This is a genomic window from Actinacidiphila acididurans, assembly GCF_016918855.1.
In the GTDB taxonomy this organism is placed as follows: Bacteria; Actinomycetota; Actinomycetes; order Streptomycetales; family Streptomycetaceae; genus Actinacidiphila; species Actinacidiphila acididurans.
The window spans coordinates 248,239-270,619 of sequence record NZ_JADKYB010000011.1 but is presented as its reverse complement, the minus strand read 5'-3'; the positions used below and the strand labels follow the sequence as shown (position 1 = coordinate 270,619).

The window sequence follows — 22,381 nt, the reverse complement described above, 5'->3', positions numbered from 1 at the left end:
CCACATCCCCCGTTCTACACCGCCCGGTCGAATCTTCCCATTTCGGACACGCCGCACCGACCTCCGCTCGCCGGTGGTGACGATCATGACAGGCTCCCAGCACCGGTACAGCTTACGTCCGGCCACCACCCCGCGTACGCCGGGGTCGTGACATGACAGGACAACACACGACCCCCGCCGGATCATCCAGCGGGGGCCGATCGATCAGGTTGCGATCCGATCACTTCCCTGTGTGCGGATCGTGCATGCCGGACCCGGGCGGGCCTTACCTGCCCGTGCCCACGTGCCCGGGCCTACTTGCCGGTGTGCTTTTCGTAGGCCTTGATCACCTCGTCGGTGGGGCCGTCCATCAGCAACTCGCCCTTCTCCAGCCACACCACCCGGTCGCAGGTGTCGCGGATGGAGTTGTTGTTGTGGCTGACCAGGAAGACCGTACCGGCTTCCTTGCGCAGTTCCTTGATGCGGTTCTCCGAGCGCTTCTGGAACGCCCGGTCACCGGTGGCCAGCGCCTCGTCGATCATCAGCACGTCGTGGTTCTTGGCCGCCGCGATGGAGAAGCGCAGCCGGGCCGCCATGCCGGAGGAGTACGTGCGCATCGGCAGCGAGATGAAGTCGCCCTTCTCGTTGATGCCCGAGAACTCGACGATCCCCTGATAGCGCTGCCGGACCTCCTCCTGGGACATGCCCATCGCCAGGCCGCCGAGGATCACGTTGCGCTCGCCGGTCAGGTCGTTCATCAGCGCCGCGTTGACGCCCAGCAGGGAGGGCTGGCCGTCGGTGTAGATCTTGCCGCTCTCCGGCGGCAGCAGGCCCGCGATGGCCCGCAGGATGGTGGACTTGCCCGAGCCGTTGGAGCCGATGATGCCGATCGCCTCGCCGCGGTAGGCGGTGAAGGTCACCCCGCGCACCGCGTGCACCCGGCGGACGTTGGGCGAGCTCTTGCGCATGACCAGCCGGGCCAGTGCGGCGGTGGCGCTGCCCTTGCCGGTGCCGGCGCCGTGCACCGTGTAGACGATGTGCACGTCGTCCACGATGACCGTGGGCACCCGGGTACCGGTCCGCGCCGCGGGGGGCAGGACGGAGTCCTGCGGGGTGTGCTGCTCAGCCACGGCCATACTGTTCCTCCGCCTTCCAGAAGTACACGTAGCCGCCGACGCCGACGACCACGGCCCAGCCCACGGCGCTCGCCCACACGTGCGGCGGGAGCTGCGAGGAGGTCACGCTGTCGATGAGGGCGAAGCGCACCAGATCGATGTAGACCGCCGCGGGGTTGGTGTCCAGCAGGATCCGGACGTAGTGGGGGGCGGTCGCGGTCAGCTTGTCGATGCTGTACATCACGCCGGACATGTACATCCAGGTGCGGAGTATGAACGGCATGAGCTGTGCGAGGTCGGTCATCTTGCTGCCCAGGCGGGCCATGATCAGGGCCAGGCCGGTGTTGAACACCCACTGGGTCAGCAGCGCCGGGATGAGCAGCAGCCAGGCGGCGTTGGGCACCTCGCCGGTCATCAGCACGATGGCGATCAGCACGAACATCGACATCAGCAGCTGCTGGAGCTGCATCAGCGTCAGGGCGATCGGCATCGAGGCCCGGGGGAAGTGCAGGGCCCGGATCAGGCCGAGGTTGCCGGCCACCGCGCGCACGCCGGCGAGCACCGAGGACTGCGTGAAGGTGAAGATGAAGACGCCGGTGACCAGGAAGGCGATGAAGTTGTCGATGCCCTTGCTGGTGCCGATCAGCAGGCCGAAGATCAGGTAGTAGACCGCCGCGTTCAGCAGCGGGGTCATGACCTGCCAGAGCTGGCCGAGGCGGGCCTGGGTGTACTGGGCCTGGGTGCGTGCCTTGGCGAACTCGTTGATGAAATGTCGACGGCCCCAGAGCTGCCGGGTGTATTCGCTCAGACCCGGTCGTGCGCCGCTGACGGACAGGCCGTACTTGGCGGCAAGCTGGGCGGGGCTGAGGCCGTCGTCGGCCGAGGGGGCCGGGGGGGCACCGACGGCGACCGCACCATTGTGCGTTGTCTCGCTCACAGTTGACACTTTCGTCCTCAAGGTGCGCGCCGGGGCAGGGGACTCCCGGGCTGCGCCTGATGCTCTCAGGTCTGAGCTTGTCAGATGATCGGCGGTCGGCCCAGTCGGGTCAACCGCCACACCGTACGCCACCGCATGGGACGCCTGGGCCCGCACGCGGTGGTCCACCCTTCCGCGAACCCACCGAGCCAGGCGCGCAGCGCGGGCCGGGACGGCCGCCGCAGGATGGTGACCACGAACCATACGCCCAGATACACCGGGACCAGTGCCCAGGGCAGGTTGCGACGGGCCAGCCACACGCGGTTACGGGCCACCATACGGTGATAGACCGCGTGCCGGGCCGGCGAGGTCGTCGGATGGTGCAGTACGAGGTCGGAGCGGTACTCGATCTGCCAGCCCGCGTCAAGAGCGCGCCAGGCCAGATCCGTTTCCTCGTGAGCGTAGAAGAACTCGGCCGGCAGCGCGCCGACCTCCTGGATCACGCGGGTGCGCACCGCGCAGGCGCCGCCGAGGAACGTGGTGACGCGGGAGTTGCGCAGCGGGTCGGAGGCGCGCAGCCGCGGGACGTGCCGGCGCTGGGTGCCGCCGGTGACCGGGTCGGCGATCCGGAAGCTGATGATGCCCAGCTCCGGGTCGGCCTCGAAGGCGGCCCGGACCAGTTCGCCGGTGTCGGCCGAGGGCAGCATGCCGTCGTCGTCCAGGAACAGCACCACGTCGACGTCGCGCCCGCCGGGCCCGAACAGTTCCACGCCCACGTTGCGGCCGCCGGGGATGCCGAGGTTCTCGGTGAGTTCGGCGGTGCGCAGGTCACCGGACAGCGGGGGCAGCGGGGAGCCGTTGCCGACCACGGCCACCTCGATGGCCGGGCCGTGCTGCTTGGCCACCGATTCCAGCAGTTCCTGCAGTTCGGCCGGCCGGTTGCCCATGGTGATGACCACCGCGCCGAGCCGCAGCGGCCTGCTCTGCGGCGGGTCCGGCGCCGTGCCGTGCGGGGCGTCGGCCGGGCTGCCGTGCCGGGTGCTCACTTGAGCCTGCTCGACGCGAGGATGCTCACCAGGTGCAGCAGCGTCTGCAGTACGGCGACGGCCGCCAGCAGCACCACGGCGATCCTGGTGAACAGCAGGTCGCCGTGCACGAAATCGGCCACCGCCGCCACCAGCATCAGCAGCGACGCCTCGACCCCGCCGACCAGCCGGTGGAACTTCAGCGCGGAGGCCGCCCGGCGGGCCAGCGCCATCCCCGACGAGCGCGGCACGTTGGCCGACTCCTGTACGGCGGCCAGCCCGCGCCGGATCCGGGCGACGTCCACCAGGTCGGTCTCCGCCTTGATGAGGATCGCGCCGAGCGCGGCGAGGGTGCCCAGGAACGCCCACTGCCACTGGGTGGTGGGCCCGTCCCGGTGGAACACGTCGGCGGCCCGCACGCCGAAGCCGACCAGCAGCGTGGCCTCGGACAGGTAGTGCCCGACCCGGTCGAGGTACACGCCGACGGTGGAGGTCTGCCGGCGCCAGCGGGCGAGTTCGCCGTCCACGCAGTCCAGCAGCAGGTAGAGCTGGATCAGCAGGGCCGCGAGTATGCCGCCGGCCAGGCCCGGCACGAGCAGCACGGCACCGGCCGCCATCCCGGCCACGATCATCAGATACGTGTACTGGTTGGGGCTCAGCGGGGAGTTCAGCAGGACCCGTGTGCAGCGCAGCGAGATCTCGCGCATGTAGAGGCGCCCGGCCCAGTGCTCGCCGTTCTTCCGGTCCTTGATCCCGCCGGGGTGAACGACCGGGCGAAGTTCAGCTACTGATGGTTTTGGCATAGTCGGCGTAGGCGTCCCTGATCTCGGTGGCGGAGAGGTCCAGGTGTTCCAGGATCGTGTAGCGGCCGGGCCGGGTCTGCGGCGCGAAACGTACCGCCTCCACGAACTCCGGCTCGGTGAAACCGATCTCCTCGGGGAGCACCGGCAGCCCGTGGTGGCGCAGTACCTCGGCGATGGTCCCGGCCCGGTCGCGTTCACCGCGCAGGTGCATGGCGAAGGCGGCGCCGAGGCCGACCTGCTCGCCGTGGGCGGCGGCGCGCTTCGGGTACAGCAGGTCGAAGGCGTGGCTGATCTCGTGGCAGGCGCCGGAGGACGGGCGGGTGTCACCGCTGATCGTCATGGCGATGCCGGAGAGCACCAGCCCCTCGGACAGCACGGTCAGGAAGTCGTCGTCGCCGATGCCGCCGGGGTGGCGCAAAACCGCCTCGCCGGCGCTGCGGGCCATCGCCGCGGCAAGGCCGTCGATCGGCTCCCCGTTCTCGCGGTGCGACAGCTCCCAGTCGGCCAGCGCCGACAGGTTGGACACCGCGTCGCCGATGCCGGCCCGGACGTAGCGGGCCGGGGCCTCGCGGATCACGTCCAGGTCGACGACCAGCGCTATCGGCGTGGGAACGCCGTAGGAGCCGCGGCCGTTGTCGTTGTCCAGGGTGGACACCGGCGAGCAGATGCCGTCGTGCGAGAGGTTGGTGGCGACCGCGACCATCGGCAGCCCGACCCGCGCGGCGGCGTACTTGGTGACGTCGATGATCTTGCCGCCGCCCAGGCCCACCACCGCGTCGTAGCGCTTGCCGCGCATGGAGTCGGCGAGCCGGACGGCGGCGTCGATGGTGCCGCCCTCGACGGGATACCAGTCGGCGCCGGGCAGTTCGGGGGCCAGCCGGTCGCGCAGCTTCACGCCGGAGCCCTCGCTGACCGCGACGGCCAGCCGGCCGGAGCTGGAGATCCGCTGGTCGGCGAGGAGCTGGGACAGGTCGGCGAGCGCCCCGCCGTTGATGTCGACGACGACCGGCGAAGGGATCAGCCGGGTCAGTACTGGCACGCGATCTCCCGGCCCTTGGCGAGATCCTCGTGGTTGTCGATCTCGACCCACGGCACCTCGCCGATCGGGGCGACGTCCAGGGTGAAGCCGCGGTCGACCAGTTCCTGGTAGCCGTCCTCGTAGTACAGGCCGGGGTCGCGCTCGAACGTCGTCTTCAGGGCGTCGGCCAGGATGCCGGCGGCGTCGCCCTCGATGAGGGTGACGCCGATGTACTCGCCGGTGGCGTCCGCGGGGTCCATCAGCTTGGTGATCCGGCGCACCCCGCGGCCCGGCTCGGCGACGACCTTCATCTCCTCGTCGGCGAGCTTCTTGACCGTGTCCAGGGCCAGCACGATGCCGCTGCCCTGTCCGCGCGCGGCCAGCAGGGTCTTCTCCACCGACACCGGGTGCACGGTGTCGCCGTTGGCCAGAATCACACCCCGCGCGATGACGTCACGGGCGCACCACAGGGAGTAGGCGTTGTTCCACTCCTCGGCCCGGTCGTTGTCGATCAGGGTGAGGGCGATGCCGTACTTCTCCTCCAGCGCGGCCTTGCGCGCGTAGACCGCCTCCTTGCGGTACCCGACGACGACGGCGGCCTCGGTCAGCCCGACCTCGGCGAAGTTGCCCAGGGTCAGGTCGAGGACGGTGCGGCCGTCCTCGTCGCCTTCGGGCCCGACCGGCACCAGTGCCTTGGGCAGGGTGTCGGTGTAGGGGCGCAGTCGCCGTCCGGCGCCGGCCGCCAGCACAAGGCCGATCATGCGGGTTCTCCTGTTTCGTCGTGTACGGCCGGGGCCGACGAGGACACCCAGAAGCGGATGCTCTCGGCGAGGACCAGCAGCGCGAGGCAGACGGCGAGCACCGTCAGCGCGACCGCGAACCCCGAGTGGTGCCCGCAGGCGGCCGCGAGGACCGCCACGACCAGTGCCCGGCCTTCGTGCCCGCCCGCGGCCCGCACCAGGGCCCGCGGCGGCGCCCCGGTGCCGCCGCGGATGCGGTACACCGTGTCGTAATGATGGTAGGCGACAGCCGCCACCAGCCCGAAAGCGGCAGGCAACGCTCCGTTCACCTGTGAGACGGCCGCGAGTGCAAGGACGGTTCCGTATTCGGCGGCCCTGAACAGCGGCGGCACCAGCCAGTCCAACGGGCCCTTCAGCGGGCGGGAGACGGCCGCGGCGGAGGTGAACACGTATACGAGCGCCGCGAGCGGCACCCCCCAGCTGCCCCGCGGGGCGAGGGCGGCGGTGGCGGTCAGCACGGCGCCGCCGGCCAGGGCGAGTGCGGGCGGGGCGAAGACGGGGAGGGCGCGGGTGAAGCGGGCGAGCGGCCGGGCGGCGGCCTCGGCGAGCGGGCCGCTGTCGCACAGCTCGTCCAGGGCGCGGGCGGCGCGGTCGGTGCGCCGGGCCTTGCGGGTCAGGGAGCGCAGTACCCGGCCGGCGGTGGTGTAGCAGGCGGCCAGCCCGCAGCCGATCAGCAGGACCACGAACGTGGTGCGGGGCGTGGTGGCGGCGGTGAGCACGGCTATGAGTGCCCAGCGTTCGCCGATGGGCAGGACTATCATCCGGCGCGCCCAGACCGTCCAGCCGACGCTGTCCAGCCGGCCGGAGAGCGCGGCGGTGGGGCTGGTGTTGGCGCTCGCGTCGTGGTTGGCCTCGTTGAAGGCGAAGTCCACCACGTGCCGGCAGGTCTGGAGCACCATCGCGCCCAGGGCCAGCGCCCACACGTCGTCCCCGCCGCGGGCGGCGCCGAGCGCCAGACCCGCGTAGTAGGCGTACTCCTTGACCCGGTCGAAGGTGGCGTCCAGCCAGGCGCCCAGCGTGGAGTACTGCAGGGAGTAGCGGGCGAGCTGGCCGTCGGTGCAGTCCAGCACGAAGGACGCCAGCAGCAGCACTCCGGCCGCGACGAAACCGCCCCGGGTGCCGGTGGCCGCGCAGCCCGCCGCGATCAGCGCGACCAGCAGCGAGGCGGTCGTGACCTGGTTCGGCGTCAGCCCGCGCCGGGCGCACCAGCGGGCGATGTAGCGGGAGTACGGGCTGATGAAGTGGGTGGTGAAGAAGCCGTCGCGGGACTTGACCGCGCTGCGCAGCCGTATGGACTCCTCGTCCACCGCGGCGATCGCCTCGGCCGCGGCCTGCCGGGCGGTCTCGTCGGTCGGCACGGTGGCGACCAGGACGCCCAGCTCGGGGCGGTGCGGCTCGGCGCCGGCCGGGCCCAGGGCGTCGGCGAGGGCGTCGGGCAGCGGAATGTCGGCCGCGGCGGTACGGGTGGCGGAGCGGACCACGCGGGACCGGTCCAGCCCGGCGCGGCCGCCGGCCGACGGGATGTGCGGGTCGGGCAGCTCGTCCAGGCCGGCGCCGCCCACCCGGGTCGGCGCGGGCAGCGAGGTGGCGCCGCCGGACGGGGCCGGCCGGGCGCCGGACACCGCGGCCAGGGCGCGCAGCAGCGCGGGCCGGCCCGCCGCGGTCGCGGACAGCGCGCCGGGGATCGCGGCGGTGTCGAAGCGCGGGTCGGTCAGGGCCAGCCGCAGCGCGTGCCGGTGGCCGAGGAAACGGCGGTCGACCAGGGCGACCCGCTCGGCCGGCGGCACCTGGGCCAGCCGGGCCGCGACGGCCTCCGGGGTGTCCGCCTCGGCCACGTCGAAGCCCAGCGCCCGCAGATCGGCGGCGAGCGTCGAGGCCGGGCCGGCGGCGGACGGCCCGGTGAGAACAGCGGTCGACAGCGGAACCCACTCCCTGAAAATGTCCCGGATGGTTGCGGATAGTCCTGGCGGTTGTCACGGTCCTGATGGCATGCGCACGAATGCCCGCGGCGTCCAGCGGCTCAGCCGGGCCAGGCACGACGGCAGAGGCTATCGGATCGAGACGGCCGCCGTTCACCGTGTGTTTTCCTGGACTTGGTAAACCAGGCGTCAAAATCGTCGCACTCGAGGCCATTGCGGCGGAAGCCGTACGTGTGATCCGTGCGGGTGAGCCAGCGCACGCCCGCGGATGACGGCCGCCGGGCACGCTTCCGGACGCCGGTGCGCTTGCCCGGTGCGCGCGCGGGCGCGGGCCCGGAGTGAGGCAGACTAAGGTCTTGTCGTCGACAGCGAAGGATGGAAATGCCAACCAGTCCTGCCACCGGCCGACCCGGCGCCCACGCGGTCCTGCCCTCCCCGAACGGCACCGCGAGCCGCCCGACCGAGGTCGCAGAACCGATCATGCTCGAACTCGTCGACGAGAACGGTGTGACGATCGGCACGGCGGAGAAGCTGTCGGCGCACGTGGCGCCGGGGCGGCTGCACCGGGCGTTCTCGGTGTTCCTCTTCGACGACGCGGGCCGGATGCTGCTGCAGCGCAGGGCGCTGACCAAATACCACTCCCCCGGCGTGTGGTCCAACACCTGCTGCGGCCACCCCTACCCCGGTGAGCAGCCCTTCGTCGCGGCCAGCCGGCGCACCGCGGAGGAGCTGGGAGTCGCGCCGGTGCTGCTGCGCGCGGCCGGCACGGTCCGCTACAACCACCCGGACCCGGCGTCGGGCCTGGTGGAGCAGGAGTACAACCACCTGTTCGTCGGCCTGGTGCGCAACCCGCTGGTGCCGGACCCGGACGAGATCGGCGAGACCGCCTTCACCACCCCGGCCGAGCTGGCCCGGCTGCGCGAGAGCGGCCCGTTCTCCGCGTGGTTCCAGACCGTGCTGGACGCCGCGGCGCCCACGATCCGCGAGGTCACCGGGGACACGGCGGGCTGGTGACGGTTCGGCCGCGAGGCACGGCGGCCGGACGACAGCGGGCCGCGCGCGGTACGTGCGGCGGTACGGGACGACCGCCGGGCACCGGTTACGGCAGCAGCCGCGTCCCCAGCGGCAGGACCGCCCGGATCACCTTGCCCCCGCCCGGCGTCTGGGCGACGACGCAGCTTCCGCCCGCCTCGGCGGCGATCGTGCCGACCAGCAGCAGGCCGCGTCCGCCGGTCCGCGCGTGGTCGGTCTCCAGGGCCTTGGGCCGGTAGGGGTGGTTGTCCTCAACGGCGACCGCGATCCGGTCCGCACCGACCGCGACCTCGACCGTGATCTCCGGCGAGAGCACCGCTGCGTGCAGTACCGCGTTGGTGACCAGCTCCGAGAGGATCACCAGCACTCCGTGCCGCAGGTCGTCGTCGAGCGGCACGCCTTCGCCGGCGAGCAGGTCGCGCACCGTGTGGCGTACCCACGGCACCGAGGCGTCGAGGGCCGGGACGGTGAGCCGCCAGACCTCCTCGTACGGTCCCGGGACCGTTGCCGGAGCGGTTCCGTGGGCCGCAGCCCGACCTGGCGGGACACTCCCGCGTAACTCCATGACCGCACCACCGTCGCCTTCGCCTTGACGTGTCCCCGCGGAACCCGCCGGCCACCGCCGTGGTGCCCGCCTCACGGGGTCAGAGTGTCGTGGACCACTCCCTCCGCACGAGCGGGACATGTGAAATCCGCACCTTTCTGCGATTTCCGACCGGTCCGGACCGGCTGCGGACGTCAGGTGACCGGTTGGGGGCGCAAGCGGGCCGGGGGCCTTCCTGCGGGGCGTTACGGGTCGGGTGCCGTGGGCTGCGGGGCGGGCGGTACGGGTCGGGCGGTACGGGCCGGGTCCCGTGGGCCCAGGGCCGTGACCGGATCCGTGGGCCGGATCCGTGCGCCCGGTCCTGTGGGCCGGGCGGGAGCGGCGGGGTGGGCCCTGGATAGGATCGCCCGGCGCCCGCCCGTCCGGACTCGAAGGAGCCTGCCCCATGTCGATCCACGGTCCCGGGCTGCTGGTGAGCACCCAGGACGGCACCGCCACGGTGACCATCGGCAATCCGGCCCGGCGCAACGCGATGACGCTCGGCATGTGGCGGGCGCTGCCCGGCCTGCTGGCGGGCCTGGCCGCCGAGCCCTCGGTGCGGGTGCTGGTGCTCACCGGCGAGGGCGACACCTTCTGCTCAGGCGCCGACATCAACGACCTGGCCGGCCCGGACGGGCCGCGCACCGCGCAGGACGCGGCGGTGGCCGCCGAGGAGGCGCTCGCGGCCTTCCCCAAGCCGACGCTGGCGATGATCCGCGGGGCCTGCGTGGGCGGCGGCTGCCAGCTCGCGGCGGCCTGTGACCTGCGGTTCGCCGCACAAGGGGCACGGTTCGGGATCACCCCGGCCCGGCTGGGCATCGTCTACGGTGCCGCCTCCACCCGCCGCCTGGTCGAGCTGGTCGGCCCGGCCACCGCGAAATATCTGCTCTTCTCCGGCGAGCTGATCGACCACGAGCGGGCCCTGGCCACCGGCCTGGTGGACGAGGTGCTGCCGCCGGACACCCTGGAGAAGCGGGTCCAGTCGTTCACCGAGGTGCTGCGAGCGCGGTCCCAGCTCACCCAGGTCGCGGTCAAGGAATTCGCCACGGCCGAACCGTCGGCCGACCGGCTCGCCCACTGGGCCGCCCAGGCTGCCGCCAGCGGTGACCCCGCGGAGGGCCGCGCTGCTTTCCTTGAACGCCGCGAGCCCCGTTTCACCTGGTCCCCGCCCGTGGAGTGACCCAATAGGGCTCACGCGATGGGGTGCGGGTTCGCCGGGAGTAGTCAGGGGCGCGGGGAACTGCGCGCTCAGCCACATCCGGGGCGCGGGTCGCCACCGCCCCAAAAGGGCAATTGCTGCCGTCTCCGGACCACCGGCCGGTGGCCGGTTGCTCGCGCAGTTCCCCGCGCCCCCGGTTTTCCCGGCGAACCGCCCGACGCCAGGCGAAGGCCCTCAAGGGTCGACTTGCGCCGGGACCTGGTTGCGGTCCGGGATACCGGGAGGCATCGCCGGGTGGCGGCCGAGGAGGACGACGCCGATGACGATCGCGGAGAGGCCGGCCGTTTCCCAGGCGAGGGCGCCGGGGGTGACGCGGAGGCGGTCGCCGAGGAAGCCTATGCCGCAGGCGATGCCGGCCAGGGGCTGGGCGGCGGTCAGGGAGGGCAGGGACATGCGCAGGGGGGCCGTTTCGAAGGCGCTCTGCACCAGGACCAGGCCTGTGACGCCGAGCACACCGACGCCGTAGGGCTGCCAGTGGGTGAAGAGGGGGGCCACCCCCTGGTGCGTGACGATCTCCCCGCACACCCGGGTGAGCGAATCCTGCAGGCCGTAGAGCAGGCCGGCGGCCAGCGCGAGCAGGGCGGCCTCGCCGGAGGCGGGCAGGCGGCGGGCCCGGACGGTGAGCAGCAGGGCGAGCCCGGCGACGGTGCCGAAGACGAGCCAGTGCCGCAGGGCATCCGCCTCGTTCGCGCTGCCGCGCGGCTGCCCGGCGACGATGAACGCGGTGACGCCGAGCGCCAGCATGGCCACGCCGCCCCAGCCCGACCAGCCCAGCCGCTGTCCGGTGAACCGGCGGGAGAGGGCCATCGCGAACAGCAGGTTGGTCGCGGTCAGTGGCTCGACCAGCGAGATCTCGCCATAGGCGAGGGCGACCGCGCCGAGCACCTGGCCCATGACCATGAACACGACGCCCAGCAGCCAGTCCGGCATCCGGGCCAGGTCGAGCAGCAGCCGCAGCGACAGGAAGTCCGCCAGCGGAGCACGCGCGGCCGCGCGCTGCTGCAGCACGAATCCCAGACCGAGACAGCACGCGGCACCGACTCCGAGCAGGAACACGGCCACGCGGTCACTTTAACCCGGGTCCCTGTGACCTCGTGGTGATGTGCACCATTGGGGACGCATGCCGGACTTGCCGCAGGGGTCACCGATTTGTCATGCCCTCAAACCGGTTCGGGCCCCTGACACCTCCGCCGGACAGGCCCCCTCACACCTCGACCGGATCCGTGTCGTCCGGAGCCGGCCGCGCGCCGGGCACGGTCTGCGCGCCGTCCCAGACGGTCTGGAAGGCCAGCCGCAGGCACGCGGCGAGCGCCGGGTGCTCGATGTAGAGCGCGGTGGTGGCACCGGTTCCGGCCACTGGGTCGGGCATGTCGCACAGCACGAGGTTCGCGTCGGCGACCACCAGCTTCAGCGGCAGGTCGGCGGCGAACCGGGACTCCTCCCCCGCCGCGCCGAACCGCCGTACGCTCTCCAGCACCTCCGCGTCGTCCAGCGCCTCGTGCGTGTAGATGGCCCGCACCGAGCCGCCCGAACGGCGCAGTCGCCGCACCACCTTCATCCCGGGCGGGTTGAGCATGGGCGCGACGAAGGGCGGCTTGCAGAAGCTCAGCAGCTCGTGCCGGGCCTGGTGCTGGATGTCGGTGAAGGCCTCGGCTATGGACTTGGGGTCGCGCAGGATCTCTATGTAGTCCAGCCGGTCGGTCTGCGAGCGGCCGTCGCTCCACACCGGCACCAGGGCCGCGGTCAGCACGGCGGACACCCGGTCGAGCCGCTCCAGCGCCTCGCGCTGCAAGGCCATCAGCCGGGCCACCGCGAGTTCGGGGTCGACCGCGGAGAAGGTGGCGACCCGGCCGGGGTGGGCGGTCGCCAGCCGGCGCCTGACCAGCGCGTCGAGCACGTCGTACACCCGCTGCCTGGGTACGTCCGCGGCGCGGGCGACCTCCGCCGCCGTGTACGACTCGCGCCGCACGAGCGCGAGGTAGACCCGGGCCTCGTAGCGGGCGAGCCCCAGTGCGACCAGGTCGTTGACCGGTCCTTCCGCGGTGTCCATGGCGCCACAAGGTATACGGCCGGGTTCGCCCGGCGGAAGGTGCGTCAGGTTCCCGCCGTACCGAGGCCTAAACAATCCTTTACCAAGACCCGGTGGTCCCTTGACCCCGCTCTCACTACCTTCAACTGCGGCCACCACTCAACGGGGTGGCAGTGAGCAGCAGTTGGCAGAAGTCGTCTGCCGGACCACCAGTGAACGTGCGCCACACGAATGTCCCGGGCGACGCCGCCGACCTGCTGTTGTCATGTTCTTGACAATGACTTTCACAGGCCGGAGCCTCGCCCTCGCATCGGATCCCCCCATGGAGGGCAGTTCTTTGCACACCTCACCTCCCGGCCGGTTCACCCGAGCCGTCCGCCGCGCCGCCCTCGCGGTGGTCGCCGCGGGCGCGCTGGTCACCGGCGGTCTGGTGGCCACCGCCGCCCCGTCGGTCGCCGCCGCCCCGGCCGCCGCCACCGGTGGCGCGGCCGCCTCGCCGGTGCAGACCAAGGCGCTGTGCGACACCCCGGCGCAGCCGGGGTACATGGCCTGTCTCGCGCTGGCCCGCACCGACGTCGTGCACCACTTCGGCGTGACCCCGAACGCCACCCCCTCCGGCTACGGCCCGACCGACCTGCGCAGCGCCTACGCCCTGCCGTCCTCGGCCGGCGCCGGCGCGACCGTGGCCATCGTGGACGCCCAGGACGACCCGAGCGCCGAGGCCGACCTGGGCACGTACCGCAGCCAGTACGGCCTGCCCGCCTGCACCACCGCCAACGGCTGCTTCAAGAAGGTCGACCAGAACGGCGGCACCAGCTACCCGTCCGCCGACTCCGGCTGGGCCGGTGAGATCTCGCTCGACCTCGACATGGTCAGCGCGATCTGCCCGCAGTGCCACATCCTCCTGGTCGAGGCCACCAGCGCCAGCATGAGCGACCTGGGCACCTCGGTGAACCGCGCGGTGACCATGGGCGCGAAGTACGTGTCCAACAGCTACGGCGGTTCCGAGTCGTCCTCGGACACCTCGTACGACAGCTCCTACTTCAACCACCCCGGCGTCGCGATCACCGTCTCCTCCGGTGACAGCGGCTACGGCACGGAGTACCCGGCCGCCTCCAAGTACGTCACCGCGGTCGGCGGCACCTCGCTCAGCCGCTCCAGCAACACCCGCGGCTGGACCGAGTCCGTGTGGGGCTCCAGTTCGGGCGGCGAAGGCGCCGGCTCGGGCTGCTCGTCGTACGACGCCAAGCAGAGCTGGCAGACCGACACCGGCTGCACCAAGCGCACCGTCGCCGACGTCTCCGCGGTCGCCGACCCGGCCACCGGCCTGGCCGTCTACGACAGCTACCAGGCCAGCGGCTGGCAGGTGTACGGCGGCACCAGCGCCTCCTCCCCGATCATCGCGTCGGTCTACGCGCTGGCCGGCACCCCGGCGGCCGGCACCGTCCCGGCCTCCTACCCGTACGCGCACACCGCTGCCCTCAACGACGTGACCAGCGGCGCGAACGGCTCCTGCAGCAGCAGCTACCTGTGCACCGCCAAGGCCGGCTACGACGGCCCGACGGGTCTGGGCACGCCGAACGGCGTCACCGCCTTCACCAGCGGCAGCGGCGGCGGCAGCAACACGGTGACCGTGACGAACCCGGGCAGCAAGACGGGTACGGTCGGCACCGCGACCTCGCTGCAGATCTCGGCCTCGGACTCCGCCTCCGGCCAGACCCTGACCTACTCCGCCAGCGGTCTGCCCACCGGCCTGTCCATCAACTCCTCCACCGGCCTGATCTCCGGCACCCCGTCGGCGGCCGGCACCTTCAGCGTCACCGTCTCGGCGCAGGACACCACCGGCTCGACCGGTTCGGCGTCCTTCACCTGGACGATCTCGGGCACGGGCGGCGGTGGCTGCACCCCGGCGCAGCTGCTCGGCAACCCGGGCTTCGAGACCGGCAGCGCCTCCCCGTGGACCGCGTCCTCCGGCGTGATCGACAACAGCACCGGTGAGCCCGCGCACTCCGGCTCCTGGAAGGCGTGGCTGAACGGCTACGGCACCACCCACACCGACACCCTGTCCCAGACGGTGACGGTGCCTGCCGGTTGCTCCGCGACCTTCACCTTCTACCTGCACGTGGACACGGCCGAGACCACCACGAGCACCCAGTACGACAAGCTCACCGTGGCCGCCGGCTCCACCACCCTGGCCACCTACTCCAACCTCAACGCGGCCAGCGGCTACGTGCAGAAGTCGATCAACCTGTCGTCGTACGCCGGCCAGAGCGTGACCCTGAAGTTCACCGGCACCGAGGACTCCAGCCTCCAGACGTCGTTCGTCATCGACGACACCGCCGTCAACGTGAGCTGACTGCGCAGCAGAACTGATCCCGTGTGACCCAGCGTGATCCGACGGGCCCGGGCCGGCCCCCACTGCCGGCCGGGGCCCGTCGGCCTTCCTCTCGCGGTCACCGCACGTCCACAGTGACCTTCCACCCGGCGACGGCCTGGCAGGCGGCCCCGCCGGGCGGTGCGCTCGGGCAGAGCCGCCGGAAGCCGCTCAGCTCGGCGGCGCCCGCCCTCGCGCCGCGGTAGACGCCCGGGGAGACCTCGGTCAGCGCACCGCCGCTCGGCGCCGGTGCCGGCTCGCCCTGCCCGAGCTGGAGCCGCAGCGTGCTCCCCACGCTCAGGCACACCTCGCGCCCGCTCTCCGGGCTGCCCGGGGTGACCACGATGTCGCCGCACACCGGCGGGGTGGGCCCGCTGTCCGGCGGCCCCACCCGGGCACCGCTCGCCGAGCCGCAGCCCGCCACCGCCGTCAGCACGACGACGGCAACGGCCGAGACCGCCGTCCGAGCGCGCATCCGTGTCCTCCTCGTCCGTCCCCTGCCGGTACGGCCGCCGGGACCCGCCCGCCCCGTACGCGATCGGTACGCGGCCGCCGCCACGCCGTCCCGCCCGCGGATTCGGGCACCTTTCCCACTTCTGAACACCCCTGCGTCCGTACGGAGATGGGACGCAGCCCGCGCCGATCGGGTTCCCCCGGGACGGGGGTGCGGGCACGGCTCGCCCGATGGGGGGCAGCGCTCGGAGATCAGCGCTCGGAGATCCGGCCCGCCTCGACCTCGATACGGCGGGTGGTGCGGACGGCCTCCAGCATCCGCCGGTCGTGGGTGACCAGCAGCAGGGTGCCCGGATACGTGGCCAGGGCCGATTCCAGTTGCTCGATCGCCGGCAGGTCGAGGTGGTTGGTGGGCTCGTCGAGCACCAGCAGGTTGACGCCACGGGCCTGGAGCAGGGCCAGGGCGGCGCGGGTGCGCTCGCCCGGGGACAGGGTGGCGGCCGGCCGCAGCACGTGGTCGGCCTTGAGCCCGAACTTGGCGAGCAGGGTGCGGATGTCGGCGGGGTCGAGGTCCGGCGCGGGCGCGCGGAAGGCGTCGAGCAGGGTCTCGGGGCCGCGGAAGAGCGCCCGCGCCTGGTCCACCTCGCCGACCTGCACGCCGGGGCCGAGCGACGCCTCTCCCCGGTCCAGCGGGAGCCGGCCGAGCAGGGCGGCCAGCAGGGTGGACTTGCCCGAGCCGTTGGCGCCGGTGATCGCCACCCGGTCGGCCCAGTCGATCCGCAGGTCAACCGGGCCGAACGCGAAGTCGCCGCGCCGCACGGCCGCACCGCGCAGGGTGGCCACGACCGCGCCCGAGCGGGGGGCCGCGGCGATCTCCATCCGCAGCTCCCACTCCTTGCGCGGCTCGGCGACCACCTCCAGGCGCTCGATCATCCTGTCGGTCTGCCGGGCCTTGGCCGCCTGCTTCTCGCTGGACTCGCCGCGCGCCTTGCGGGCGATCTTGTCGTTGTCGGGCGCCTTGCGCATCGCGTTGCGCACGCCCTTGTCCATCCAGCCCCGCTGCATCCGGGCCCGGGCCTCCAGCCCCGCCTTGGTGTCGGCGTACTCCTCGTACTCCTCGCGGGCGTGCCGGCGGGCGGTGGCCCGCTCCTCCAGGTAGGACTCGTAGCCGCCGCCGTAGGAGGCCACCTGGTGCTGGGCGAGGTCGAGTTCGACCACGCGGTTGACGGTGCGGGCCAGGAACTCGCGGTCGTGGCTGACCAGGACGGTGCCGGCGCGCAGTCCGGTGACGAATTTCTCCAGCCGCTCCAGGCCGTCGAGGTCGAGGTCGTTGGTCGGCTCGTCGAGCAGGAACACGTCGTAGCGGCTGAGCAGCAGCGAGGCGAGCCCGGCGCGGGCCGCCTGGCCGCCGGACAGCGCGCCCATCGCCAGGTCCAGCCCGACCCCGAGGCCGAGCGAGGCGGCGGCCTCCTCGGCGCGCTCGTCCAGGTCCGCGCCGCCCAGCGCCAGCCAGCGCTCCAGGCTCGTCGCATACGCGTCGTCGGCCCCGGGCGCGCCGTCCACCAGCGCCTGCGTCGCGGCGTCGAGCGCGACCTGCGCGGCGCTCACCCCGGTCCGGCGGCCCAGGAACTCCCGTACCGTCTCGGCGGCCCGCGCCCCGTCCCGGGGCTCCTGCGGCAGATAGCCGACGGTCGCGGTCGCCGGGCTCAGCCGCAGCGACCCGTCCTCGGGCGTCCCGAGCCCGGCCAGCAGCCGCAGCAGCGTCGACTTGCCCGCGCCGTTCACCCCGACCAGCCCGACCACGTCCCCGGGCGCGACGACCAGGTCCATGCCGGAGAAGAGGAGGCGGTCGCCGTGACCCGCGGCGAGATTCCTGGCAACAAGGGTGGCACTCATCAGGGTCCGGATTTTATCGCGTGGCGAGCGGTGCCGTTTTGCGAGTCGGGTTCGCCCGGAATACCCAGGGGCGCTCCCGGCGAACCGGCCCGCCGCCAGGCGGGCCCAGGGGTACTCCGGGCGAACCGGCCCGCCGCCAGGTGGGCCACGTGCCGGCAAAAAACATGCATGCGCGCTTGATTGTTTCGCGGGCCGCTGCCACGCTCGTGGCGATCCGGCCGGAGGGGTGAGCGGTGGGCGTCGACACGCGCGGGGCGGAGTTCGGGCAGCGGCGTGCGGTCATGCTGGAGCGGCTGGCGGAGGTGGCCGCGGCGCACGAGGAGGCGCTGGCGGGCGGCGGGCCGGAGTACCGGCGGCGGCACAAGGCGCGGGGCAAGCTGACCGCACGGGAGCGGATCGAGCTGCTGCTGGACGCGGACACCCCGTTCCTGGAGCTGTCGCCGCTGGCCGGCTGGGGCAACGACGTGACCACCGGCGCCTCGATCGTCACCGGCATCGGCGTGGTCGAGGGCACCGAGTGCGTGATCACCGCGAACGACCCGACGGTCCGTGGCGGGGCGAGCAACCCGTGGACGCTGCGCAAGGCACTGCGGGCCGACGAGATCGCCTTCGCCAACCGGCTGCCGGTGGTGAGCCTGGTGGAGTCCGGCGGCGCGGACCTGACCGGGCAGAGTGAGATCTTCATCCCCGGCGGGGCGCTGTTCCGCGACCTGACCCGGCTGTCGGCGGCCGGCATCCCCACGGTGGCGGTGGTGTTCGGCAACTCCACGGCCGGCGGCGCGTACGTCCCCGGCATGTCGGACCACGTGATCATGGTCAAGGAGCGCGCCAAGGTGTTCCTGGGCGGGCCGCCGCTGGTGAAGGTGGCCACCGGGGAGGACGCCGACGACGAGTCGCTGGGCGGCGCTGACATGCACGCGAGCGTCTCCGGGCTCGCCGACTACTTCGCGCTGGACGAGCCGGACGCGCTGCGCACCGCGCGCCGGGTGGTGGCGCGGCTGGGCTGGCGCAAGGCGGGCCCGGCGCCGCGGCCCCACCCGGCACCCCCGCTGTTCGACGCCGAGGACCTGCTCGGCCTGGTGCCCGGCGACCTGCGCACCCCGTTCGACCCGCGCGAGGTGATCGTCCGGGTCGCCGACGGCTCGGCCTTCGACGAGTTCAAGCCGCGCTACGGGCCGAGCCTGGCGACCTGCTGGGCCGAGGTGCACGGCTACCCGGTGGGCATCCTGGCCAACGCGCAGGGCGTGCTGTTCAGCGCCGAGTCGCAGAAGGCCGCCCAGTTCATCCAGCTCGCCAACCAGCGCGACATCCCGCTGGTGTTCCTGCACAACACCACCGGCTACATGGTGGGCCGGGAGTACGAGCAGGGCGGCATCATCAAGCACGGCGCCATGATGATCAACGCGGTCGCCAACTCCCGGGTCCCGCACATCTCGGTGCTGATGGGCGCGAGTTACGGCGCCGGGCACTACGGCATGTGCGGCCGCGCCTTCGAGCCGCGGTTCCTCTTCGCCTGGCCGAGCGCGAAGTCCGCGGTGATGGGCCCGGCCCAGCTCGCCGGGGTGCTGTCGATCGTGGCCCGCCAGTCGGCCGCGGCCAAGGGACGGCCGTACGACGAGGAGGCCGACGCGGCGCTGCGGGCTGCGGTGGAGCGGCAGATCGAGGCCGAGTCGCTGCCGATGTTCCTGTCCGGGCGGCTCTACGACGACGGGGTGATCGACCCGCGCGACACCCGTACGGTGCTGGGCCTGTGCCTGTCGGCGGTGCACAGCGCGCCGGTCGAGGGCGTGCGCGGCGGCTTCGGCGTCTTCCGGATGTGAGGCGGGGTCGACAGGTGGAGGGGATCGGGTGATGAGTGCGACATCCGCGGCCGGCGACCGGGCCGGCGCGGAGGAACGTCCGCTGCGTTCGGTGCTGGTGGCCAACCGGGGCGAGATCGCCCGGCGGATCCTGCGCACCTGCCGGGACCTGGGCCTGGCGACGGTCGCCGTGCACTCGGACGCCGACGCGGGAGCGGCGCACGTACGGGAGGCGGACGCGGCGGTGCGGCTGCCGGGCAACGCGCCCGCGGACACGTATCTGCGCGGCGACCTGCTGGTGGCGGCGGCCCTGGCGGCGGGCGCCGACGCGGTGCACCCGGGCTACGGCTTCCTGTCGGAGAACGCGGACTTCGCACGGGCGGTGACAGAAGCCGGTCTGGTGTGGATCGGGCCGCCCGCCGCCGCGGTCGAGGCGATGGGCTCCAAGACCCGGGCCAAGGAGCTGATGGCGGCGGCCGGGGTGCCGCTGCTCGCCGCGCTGGACCCGGCCGCGGTGACGGCCGCCGATCTGCCGGTGCTGGTCAAGGCGGCGGCCGGCGGGGGTGGCCGCGGCATGCGGGTGGTGCGTGAACTGGACGCGCTGGAAGGGGCGTTGGCGGCGGCCCGGGCGGAGGCGGCGGCGGCCTTCGGGGACGGCGAGGTGTTCGTCGAGCCGTACGCGCAGGGCGCCCGGCACATCGAGGTGCAGGTGCTGGCCGACGGGCACGGCACGGTGTGGGTGCTCGGCGAGCGGGACTGCTCGGTGCAGCGCCGCCACCAGAAGGTGATCGAGGAGACGCCGGCGCCCGGGCTGGACCCGGCGGTGCGGGCCGCGCTGCACGAGGCGGCGAAGCGGGCGGCCGGCGCGATCGGCTACACCGGCGCGGGCACCGTGGAGTTCCTGGTGGCGTGGGACGGCCGGCCGGCCTTTCTGGAGATGAACACCCGGCTCCAGGTCGAGCACCCGGTGACCGAGTGCGTGCACGGGCTGGACCTGGTGGCCTGGCAGATCCGGATCGCCGAGGGAGCGCCGCTGCCCGCGCCCGACCCGCCGCTGCCGCGCGGGCACGCGGTGGAGGCCCGGCTGTACGCGGAGGACCCGGCCCGCGACTGGGCCCCGCAGCCGGGCCCGCTGCACCGGCTGGAGGTGCCGGGCGTGACCGCCGCCTTCGCGGTGCCGCCCGGCGCGGACACCGGCCTGCGGCTGGACGCGGGCGTGACCGGCGGCGACACGGTCTCCGTGCACTACGACCCGATGCTGGCCAAGGTGATCGCCTGGGCACCGACCCGCGCCGAGGCCGTACGGCGCCTCGCGCACGCCCTGGAACGGGCCCGGCTGCACGGCCCGATCACCAACCGGGACCTGCTGGTCGGCGTGCTGCGGCACCCGGCCTTCACGGCCGCCCGGCTGGACACCGGCTTCCTGGAACGGCACGCCGGCGAGCTGACGGCCACCGGGGACGGCGAGCGGGAGCGGACCGCCGTGCTCGCGGCGGCGCTGGCGGACGCGGCCCGGCGCACGGCGGCGGGCGCAGGCACACCGGGGGCATCGGTGCCGGCCGGGATCGGCGGCTGGCGGAATCTTCCGTCGCAGCCGCAGGTGAAGCGGTTCCGCGCCGAACCGCACGGCCGGGAGCACGAGATCGCCTACCGCTGGGACCGGGCCGGCCTGGCCGCGCAGGACGTGCCCGGCACCGTCGTGGTGGCCGCCGCGCCGGACCGGGTGGTGCTCGAAGTCGCAGGTGTGCGGCGGGAGTTCGCAGTCGCCGCCTACGGCGAGCGGGTGTTCGTCGACTCCGCGCTCGGCTCGTACGCGCTGACCGCCCTGCCGCCCTGGCCGGACCCGGAACAGCACGTCGCGGCCGGCTCGCTGCGGGCGCCGATGCCCGGCACGGTCGTGCGGATCGGTGCCTTCGCGCCGGGTGACCGGGTCGAGGCCGGGCGGCCGCTGCTGTGGCTGGAGGCGATGAAGATGGAGCACGTGATCACCGCCCCGGTCACCGGGACGCTCACCGAACTCGCCGCCGAGGTGGGCCGGCCGGTCGAACTCGGCGCCGTACTCGCCGTCGTCAAGGAGGACGTCGCCGAGGCTGTCGTCAAAAGGGGCGGCGTCAAGGAGGGCATGGGACCATGAGCACCGTCGGGGACACCTTCGACAACGCGCTGCTGGAGAGCGAGGAGCGGCGGGCGCTGCGCCGCGCGGTGGGCGAACTCGGCCGCCGCTACGGCCGGGACTACTTCCTGGCGGCCGTGCGCGAGGACCGGCAGACCGACGAACTGTGGCAGGAGGCCGGCCGGCTCGGCTACCTCGGGGTGAACCTGCCGGAGGAATACGGCGGCGGGGGCGGCGGCCTGGCGGAGCTGTCCATCGTGCTGGAGGAACTGGGCGCGGCCGGCTGCCCGCTGCTGCTGCTCGTGGTCTCCCCCGCCATCTGCGGCACGGTGATCGCCCGCTTCGGCACCAGGAAGCAGAAGGAGCGCTGGCTGCCCGGGCTGGCCGACGGCTCCCTGCGGATGGCGTTCGGCATCACCGAGCCGGACGCGGGCTCCAACTCGCACCGGATCACCACCACCGCCCGCCGCGACCCGGACACCGGCGGCTGGCTGCTGACCGGCCGCAAGGTGTTCATCTCCGGGGTGGACATCGCCGACGCCACCTTGATCGTGGGCCGCACCGAAGACGCCCGCACCGGCCGGCTCAAGCCGTGCCTGTTCGTGGTCGAGCGGAACACGCCCGGCTTCGACTACCGGCGGATCGAGATGGAGGTGGCGGCGCCGGAGAAGCAGTTCCAGCTGTTCCTGGACGACGTGGCGCTGCCGGCCGACGCGCTGATCGGCGACGAGGACGCCGGGCTGCTCCAGCTGTTCGCCGGGCTCAACCCCGAGCGGGTGATGACCGCCGCCTTCTCCATCGGCCTGGGCCGCTTCGCGCTGGAGCGCGCCGTGGCCTACGCCCGCACCCGGCAGGTGTGGCAGACCCCGATCGGCGCCCACCAGGCCGTCGCCCACCCGCTGGCCCAGGCCCGGATCGACCTGGAACTGGCCCGGCTGATGATGCAGAAGGCCGCGTTCCTCTACGACGCGGGCGACGACGAGGCCGCGGGCGAGGCGGCGAACATGGCCAAGTACGCGGCCGGGGAAGCGGTCGCCAAGGCGGTGGACCAGGCCATCCACACCCTCGGCGGCAACGGGCTGACCAGCGAGTACGGCCTCGCGTCCCTGCTCACCGCGTCCCGGGTGAGCCGTATCGCCCCGGTCAGCCGCGAGATGGTGCTCAACTTCGTCGCCCAGCACACGCTGGGCCTGCCCAAGTCCTACTGAGCGCCCGCCGAGCGCCGCTCGTCCCGACCCGCCCGTGGGGCCGTGCGCCGGACGCGCCGCGCGGACCGTACGATCCGCATGGCCGCTACACGTTCCGCAC

General features: G+C 73.1%; 18 protein-coding genes. 6 read left to right on the top strand and 12 right to left on the bottom strand.

Going from position 1 to position 22,381, the window contains the following annotated elements; all coding sequences use genetic code 11:
• Positions 1-293: 293 nt before the first annotated feature.
• From ITX44_RS21815 to ITX44_RS21785, 7 genes are all read right to left on the bottom strand, one after another.
• The gene (locus ITX44_RS21815; RefSeq protein WP_205358971.1) at positions 294-1,115 is read right to left on the bottom strand and encodes an ABC transporter ATP-binding protein; all 822 of its coding nucleotides are present in this window, start codon (positions 1,113-1,115) and stop codon (positions 294-296) included.
• Positions 1,102-2,031 (bottom strand): ABC transporter permease, encoded by a 930-nt coding sequence (locus ITX44_RS21810; RefSeq protein WP_205358970.1) that lies wholly within the window; start codon positions 2,029-2,031, stop codon positions 1,102-1,104. Before ITX44_RS21810 ends, ITX44_RS21815 begins: the two co-directional genes overlap by 14 nt.
• Before the next feature lie 80 nt (positions 2,032-2,111).
• Entirely contained in the window at positions 2,112-2,957 is an 846-nt protein-coding gene (locus tag ITX44_RS21805; protein ID WP_205359038.1) for a glycosyltransferase family 2 protein, read from the bottom strand.
• Between the two features lie 95 nt (positions 2,958-3,052).
• Entirely contained in the window at positions 3,053-3,838 is a 786-nt protein-coding gene (locus ITX44_RS21800; protein ID WP_205358969.1) for a CDP-alcohol phosphatidyltransferase family protein, read from the bottom strand.
• Positions 3,816-4,877, bottom strand: a complete 1,062-nt coding sequence (locus tag ITX44_RS21795; protein WP_205358968.1) for an iron-containing alcohol dehydrogenase family protein — start codon at positions 4,875-4,877, stop codon at positions 3,816-3,818. The genes ITX44_RS21800 and ITX44_RS21795 overlap by 23 nt, the downstream gene beginning before the upstream one ends.
• A complete protein-coding gene (locus tag ITX44_RS21790; RefSeq protein ID WP_205358967.1) occupies positions 4,865-5,617 on the bottom strand; it encodes a phosphocholine cytidylyltransferase family protein in 753 nt (250 codons plus the stop codon). The genes ITX44_RS21795 and ITX44_RS21790 overlap by 13 nt, the downstream gene beginning before the upstream one ends.
• The gene (locus ITX44_RS21785; RefSeq protein WP_307795417.1) at positions 5,614-7,491 is read right to left on the bottom strand and encodes a DUF5941 domain-containing protein; all 1,878 of its coding nucleotides are present in this window, start codon (positions 7,489-7,491) and stop codon (positions 5,614-5,616) included. Before ITX44_RS21785 ends, ITX44_RS21790 begins: the two co-directional genes overlap by 4 nt.
• Positions 7,492-7,956: 465 nt before the next feature.
• Here ITX44_RS21785 and idi point away from each other — a divergent pair, with 465 nt between their 5' ends.
• A complete protein-coding gene (idi, locus tag ITX44_RS21780) occupies positions 7,957-8,589 on the top strand; it encodes an isopentenyl-diphosphate Delta-isomerase (protein ID WP_205358966.1) in 633 nt (210 codons plus the stop codon).
• 85 nt (positions 8,590-8,674) lie between these two features.
• Here idi and ITX44_RS21775 read toward each other — a convergent pair whose 3' ends face one another.
• Positions 8,675-9,172 carry an ATP-binding protein gene (locus ITX44_RS21775; protein WP_205358965.1) on the bottom strand — a complete coding sequence of 166 codons (498 nt, stop codon included), beginning with the start codon at positions 9,170-9,172 and terminating at the stop codon, positions 8,675-8,677.
• 424 nt (positions 9,173-9,596) lie between these two features.
• Between ITX44_RS21775 and ITX44_RS21770 the strand changes: the two genes are divergently transcribed.
• The gene (locus tag ITX44_RS21770) at positions 9,597-10,370 is read left to right on the top strand and encodes an enoyl-CoA hydratase/isomerase family protein (RefSeq protein WP_205358964.1); all 774 of its coding nucleotides are present in this window, start codon (positions 9,597-9,599) and stop codon (positions 10,368-10,370) included.
• 213 nt (positions 10,371-10,583) lie between these two features.
• Here ITX44_RS21770 and ITX44_RS21765 read toward each other — a convergent pair whose 3' ends face one another.
• Both ITX44_RS21765 and ITX44_RS21760 read right to left on the bottom strand, forming a co-directional pair.
• Entirely contained in the window at positions 10,584-11,471 is an 888-nt protein-coding gene (locus ITX44_RS21765) for a DMT family transporter (RefSeq protein WP_205358963.1), read from the bottom strand.
• 142 nt (positions 11,472-11,613) lie between these two features.
• Complete coding sequence (locus tag ITX44_RS21760) at positions 11,614-12,459, bottom strand: TrmB family transcriptional regulator (RefSeq protein ID WP_205358962.1); 846 nt, start codon at positions 12,457-12,459, stop codon at positions 11,614-11,616.
• A gap of 301 nt (positions 12,460-12,760) precedes the next feature.
• Between ITX44_RS21760 and ITX44_RS21755 the strand changes: the two genes are divergently transcribed.
• Positions 12,761-14,794 (top strand): putative Ig domain-containing protein, encoded by a 2,034-nt coding sequence (locus ITX44_RS21755; protein ID WP_205358961.1) that lies wholly within the window; start codon positions 12,761-12,763, stop codon positions 14,792-14,794.
• 97 nt (positions 14,795-14,891) lie between these two features.
• Here the strand turns inward: ITX44_RS21755 and ITX44_RS21750 are convergent, their stop codons facing one another.
• On the bottom strand, positions 14,892-15,287 hold the full coding sequence (locus ITX44_RS21750; protein WP_205358960.1) for a hypothetical protein: 396 nt from the start codon (positions 15,285-15,287) through the stop codon (positions 14,892-14,894).
• Between the two features lie 230 nt (positions 15,288-15,517).
• On the bottom strand, positions 15,518-17,161 hold the full coding sequence (locus tag ITX44_RS21745; RefSeq protein WP_205358959.1) for an ABC-F family ATP-binding cassette domain-containing protein: 1,644 nt from the start codon (positions 17,159-17,161) through the stop codon (positions 15,518-15,520).
• A gap of 281 nt (positions 17,162-17,442) precedes the next feature.
• Here ITX44_RS21745 and ITX44_RS21740 point away from each other — a divergent pair, with 281 nt between their 5' ends.
• From ITX44_RS21740 to ITX44_RS21730, 3 genes are read left to right on the top strand one after another with little or no spacing between them, the layout of a single operon-like run.
• Entirely contained in the window at positions 17,443-18,981 is a 1,539-nt protein-coding gene (locus ITX44_RS21740; protein ID WP_205359036.1) for an acyl-CoA carboxylase subunit beta, read from the top strand.
• Positions 18,982-19,012: 31 nt separating this feature from the next.
• Positions 19,013-21,094, top strand: a complete 2,082-nt coding sequence (locus ITX44_RS21735) for an ATP-binding protein (RefSeq protein WP_205358958.1) — start codon at positions 19,013-19,015, stop codon at positions 21,092-21,094.
• On the top strand, positions 21,091-22,281 hold the full coding sequence (locus ITX44_RS21730) for an acyl-CoA dehydrogenase family protein (protein WP_205358957.1): 1,191 nt from the start codon (positions 21,091-21,093) through the stop codon (positions 22,279-22,281). Before ITX44_RS21735 ends, ITX44_RS21730 begins: the two co-directional genes overlap by 4 nt.
• Positions 22,282-22,381: the final 100 nt, after the last annotated feature.

Excerpts from the sequence above, each read along its gene's own strand:
- ITX44_RS21735 (WP_205358958.1), top strand. The coding sequence starts at position 19,013 with ATGAGTGCGACATCCGCGGCCGGCGACCGGGCCGGCGCGGAGGAACGT.
- idi (WP_205358966.1), top strand. The coding sequence starts at position 7,957 with ATGCCAACCAGTCCTGCCACCGGCCGACCCGGCGCCCACGCGGTCCTG.
- ITX44_RS21755 (WP_205358961.1), top strand. The coding sequence starts at position 12,761 with ATGGAGGGCAGTTCTTTGCACACCTCACCTCCCGGCCGGTTCACCCGA.
- ITX44_RS21750 (WP_205358960.1), bottom strand. The coding sequence starts at position 15,287 with ATGCGCGCTCGGACGGCGGTCTCGGCCGTTGCCGTCGTCGTGCTGACG.
- ITX44_RS21800 (WP_205358969.1), bottom strand. The coding sequence starts at position 3,838 with ATGCCAAAACCATCAGTAGCTGAACTTCGCCCGGTCGTTCACCCCGGC.
- ITX44_RS21775 (WP_205358965.1), bottom strand. The coding sequence starts at position 9,172 with ATGGAGTTACGCGGGAGTGTCCCGCCAGGTCGGGCTGCGGCCCACGGA.
- ITX44_RS21730 (WP_205358957.1), top strand. The coding sequence starts at position 21,091 with ATGAGCACCGTCGGGGACACCTTCGACAACGCGCTGCTGGAGAGCGAG.
- ITX44_RS21770 (WP_205358964.1), top strand. The coding sequence starts at position 9,597 with ATGTCGATCCACGGTCCCGGGCTGCTGGTGAGCACCCAGGACGGCACC.
- ITX44_RS21790 (WP_205358967.1), bottom strand. The coding sequence starts at position 5,617 with ATGATCGGCCTTGTGCTGGCGGCCGGCGCCGGACGGCGACTGCGCCCC.
- ITX44_RS21760 (WP_205358962.1), bottom strand. The coding sequence starts at position 12,459 with ATGGACACCGCGGAAGGACCGGTCAACGACCTGGTCGCACTGGGGCTC.
- ITX44_RS21815 (WP_205358971.1), bottom strand. The coding sequence starts at position 1,115 with ATGGCCGTGGCTGAGCAGCACACCCCGCAGGACTCCGTCCTGCCCCCC.
- ITX44_RS21740 (WP_205359036.1), top strand. The coding sequence starts at position 17,443 with ATGCTGGAGCGGCTGGCGGAGGTGGCCGCGGCGCACGAGGAGGCGCTG.
- ITX44_RS21745 (WP_205358959.1), bottom strand. The coding sequence starts at position 17,161 with ATGAGTGCCACCCTTGTTGCCAGGAATCTCGCCGCGGGTCACGGCGAC.
- ITX44_RS21805 (WP_205359038.1), bottom strand. The coding sequence starts at position 2,957 with ATGGGCAACCGGCCGGCCGAACTGCAGGAACTGCTGGAATCGGTGGCC.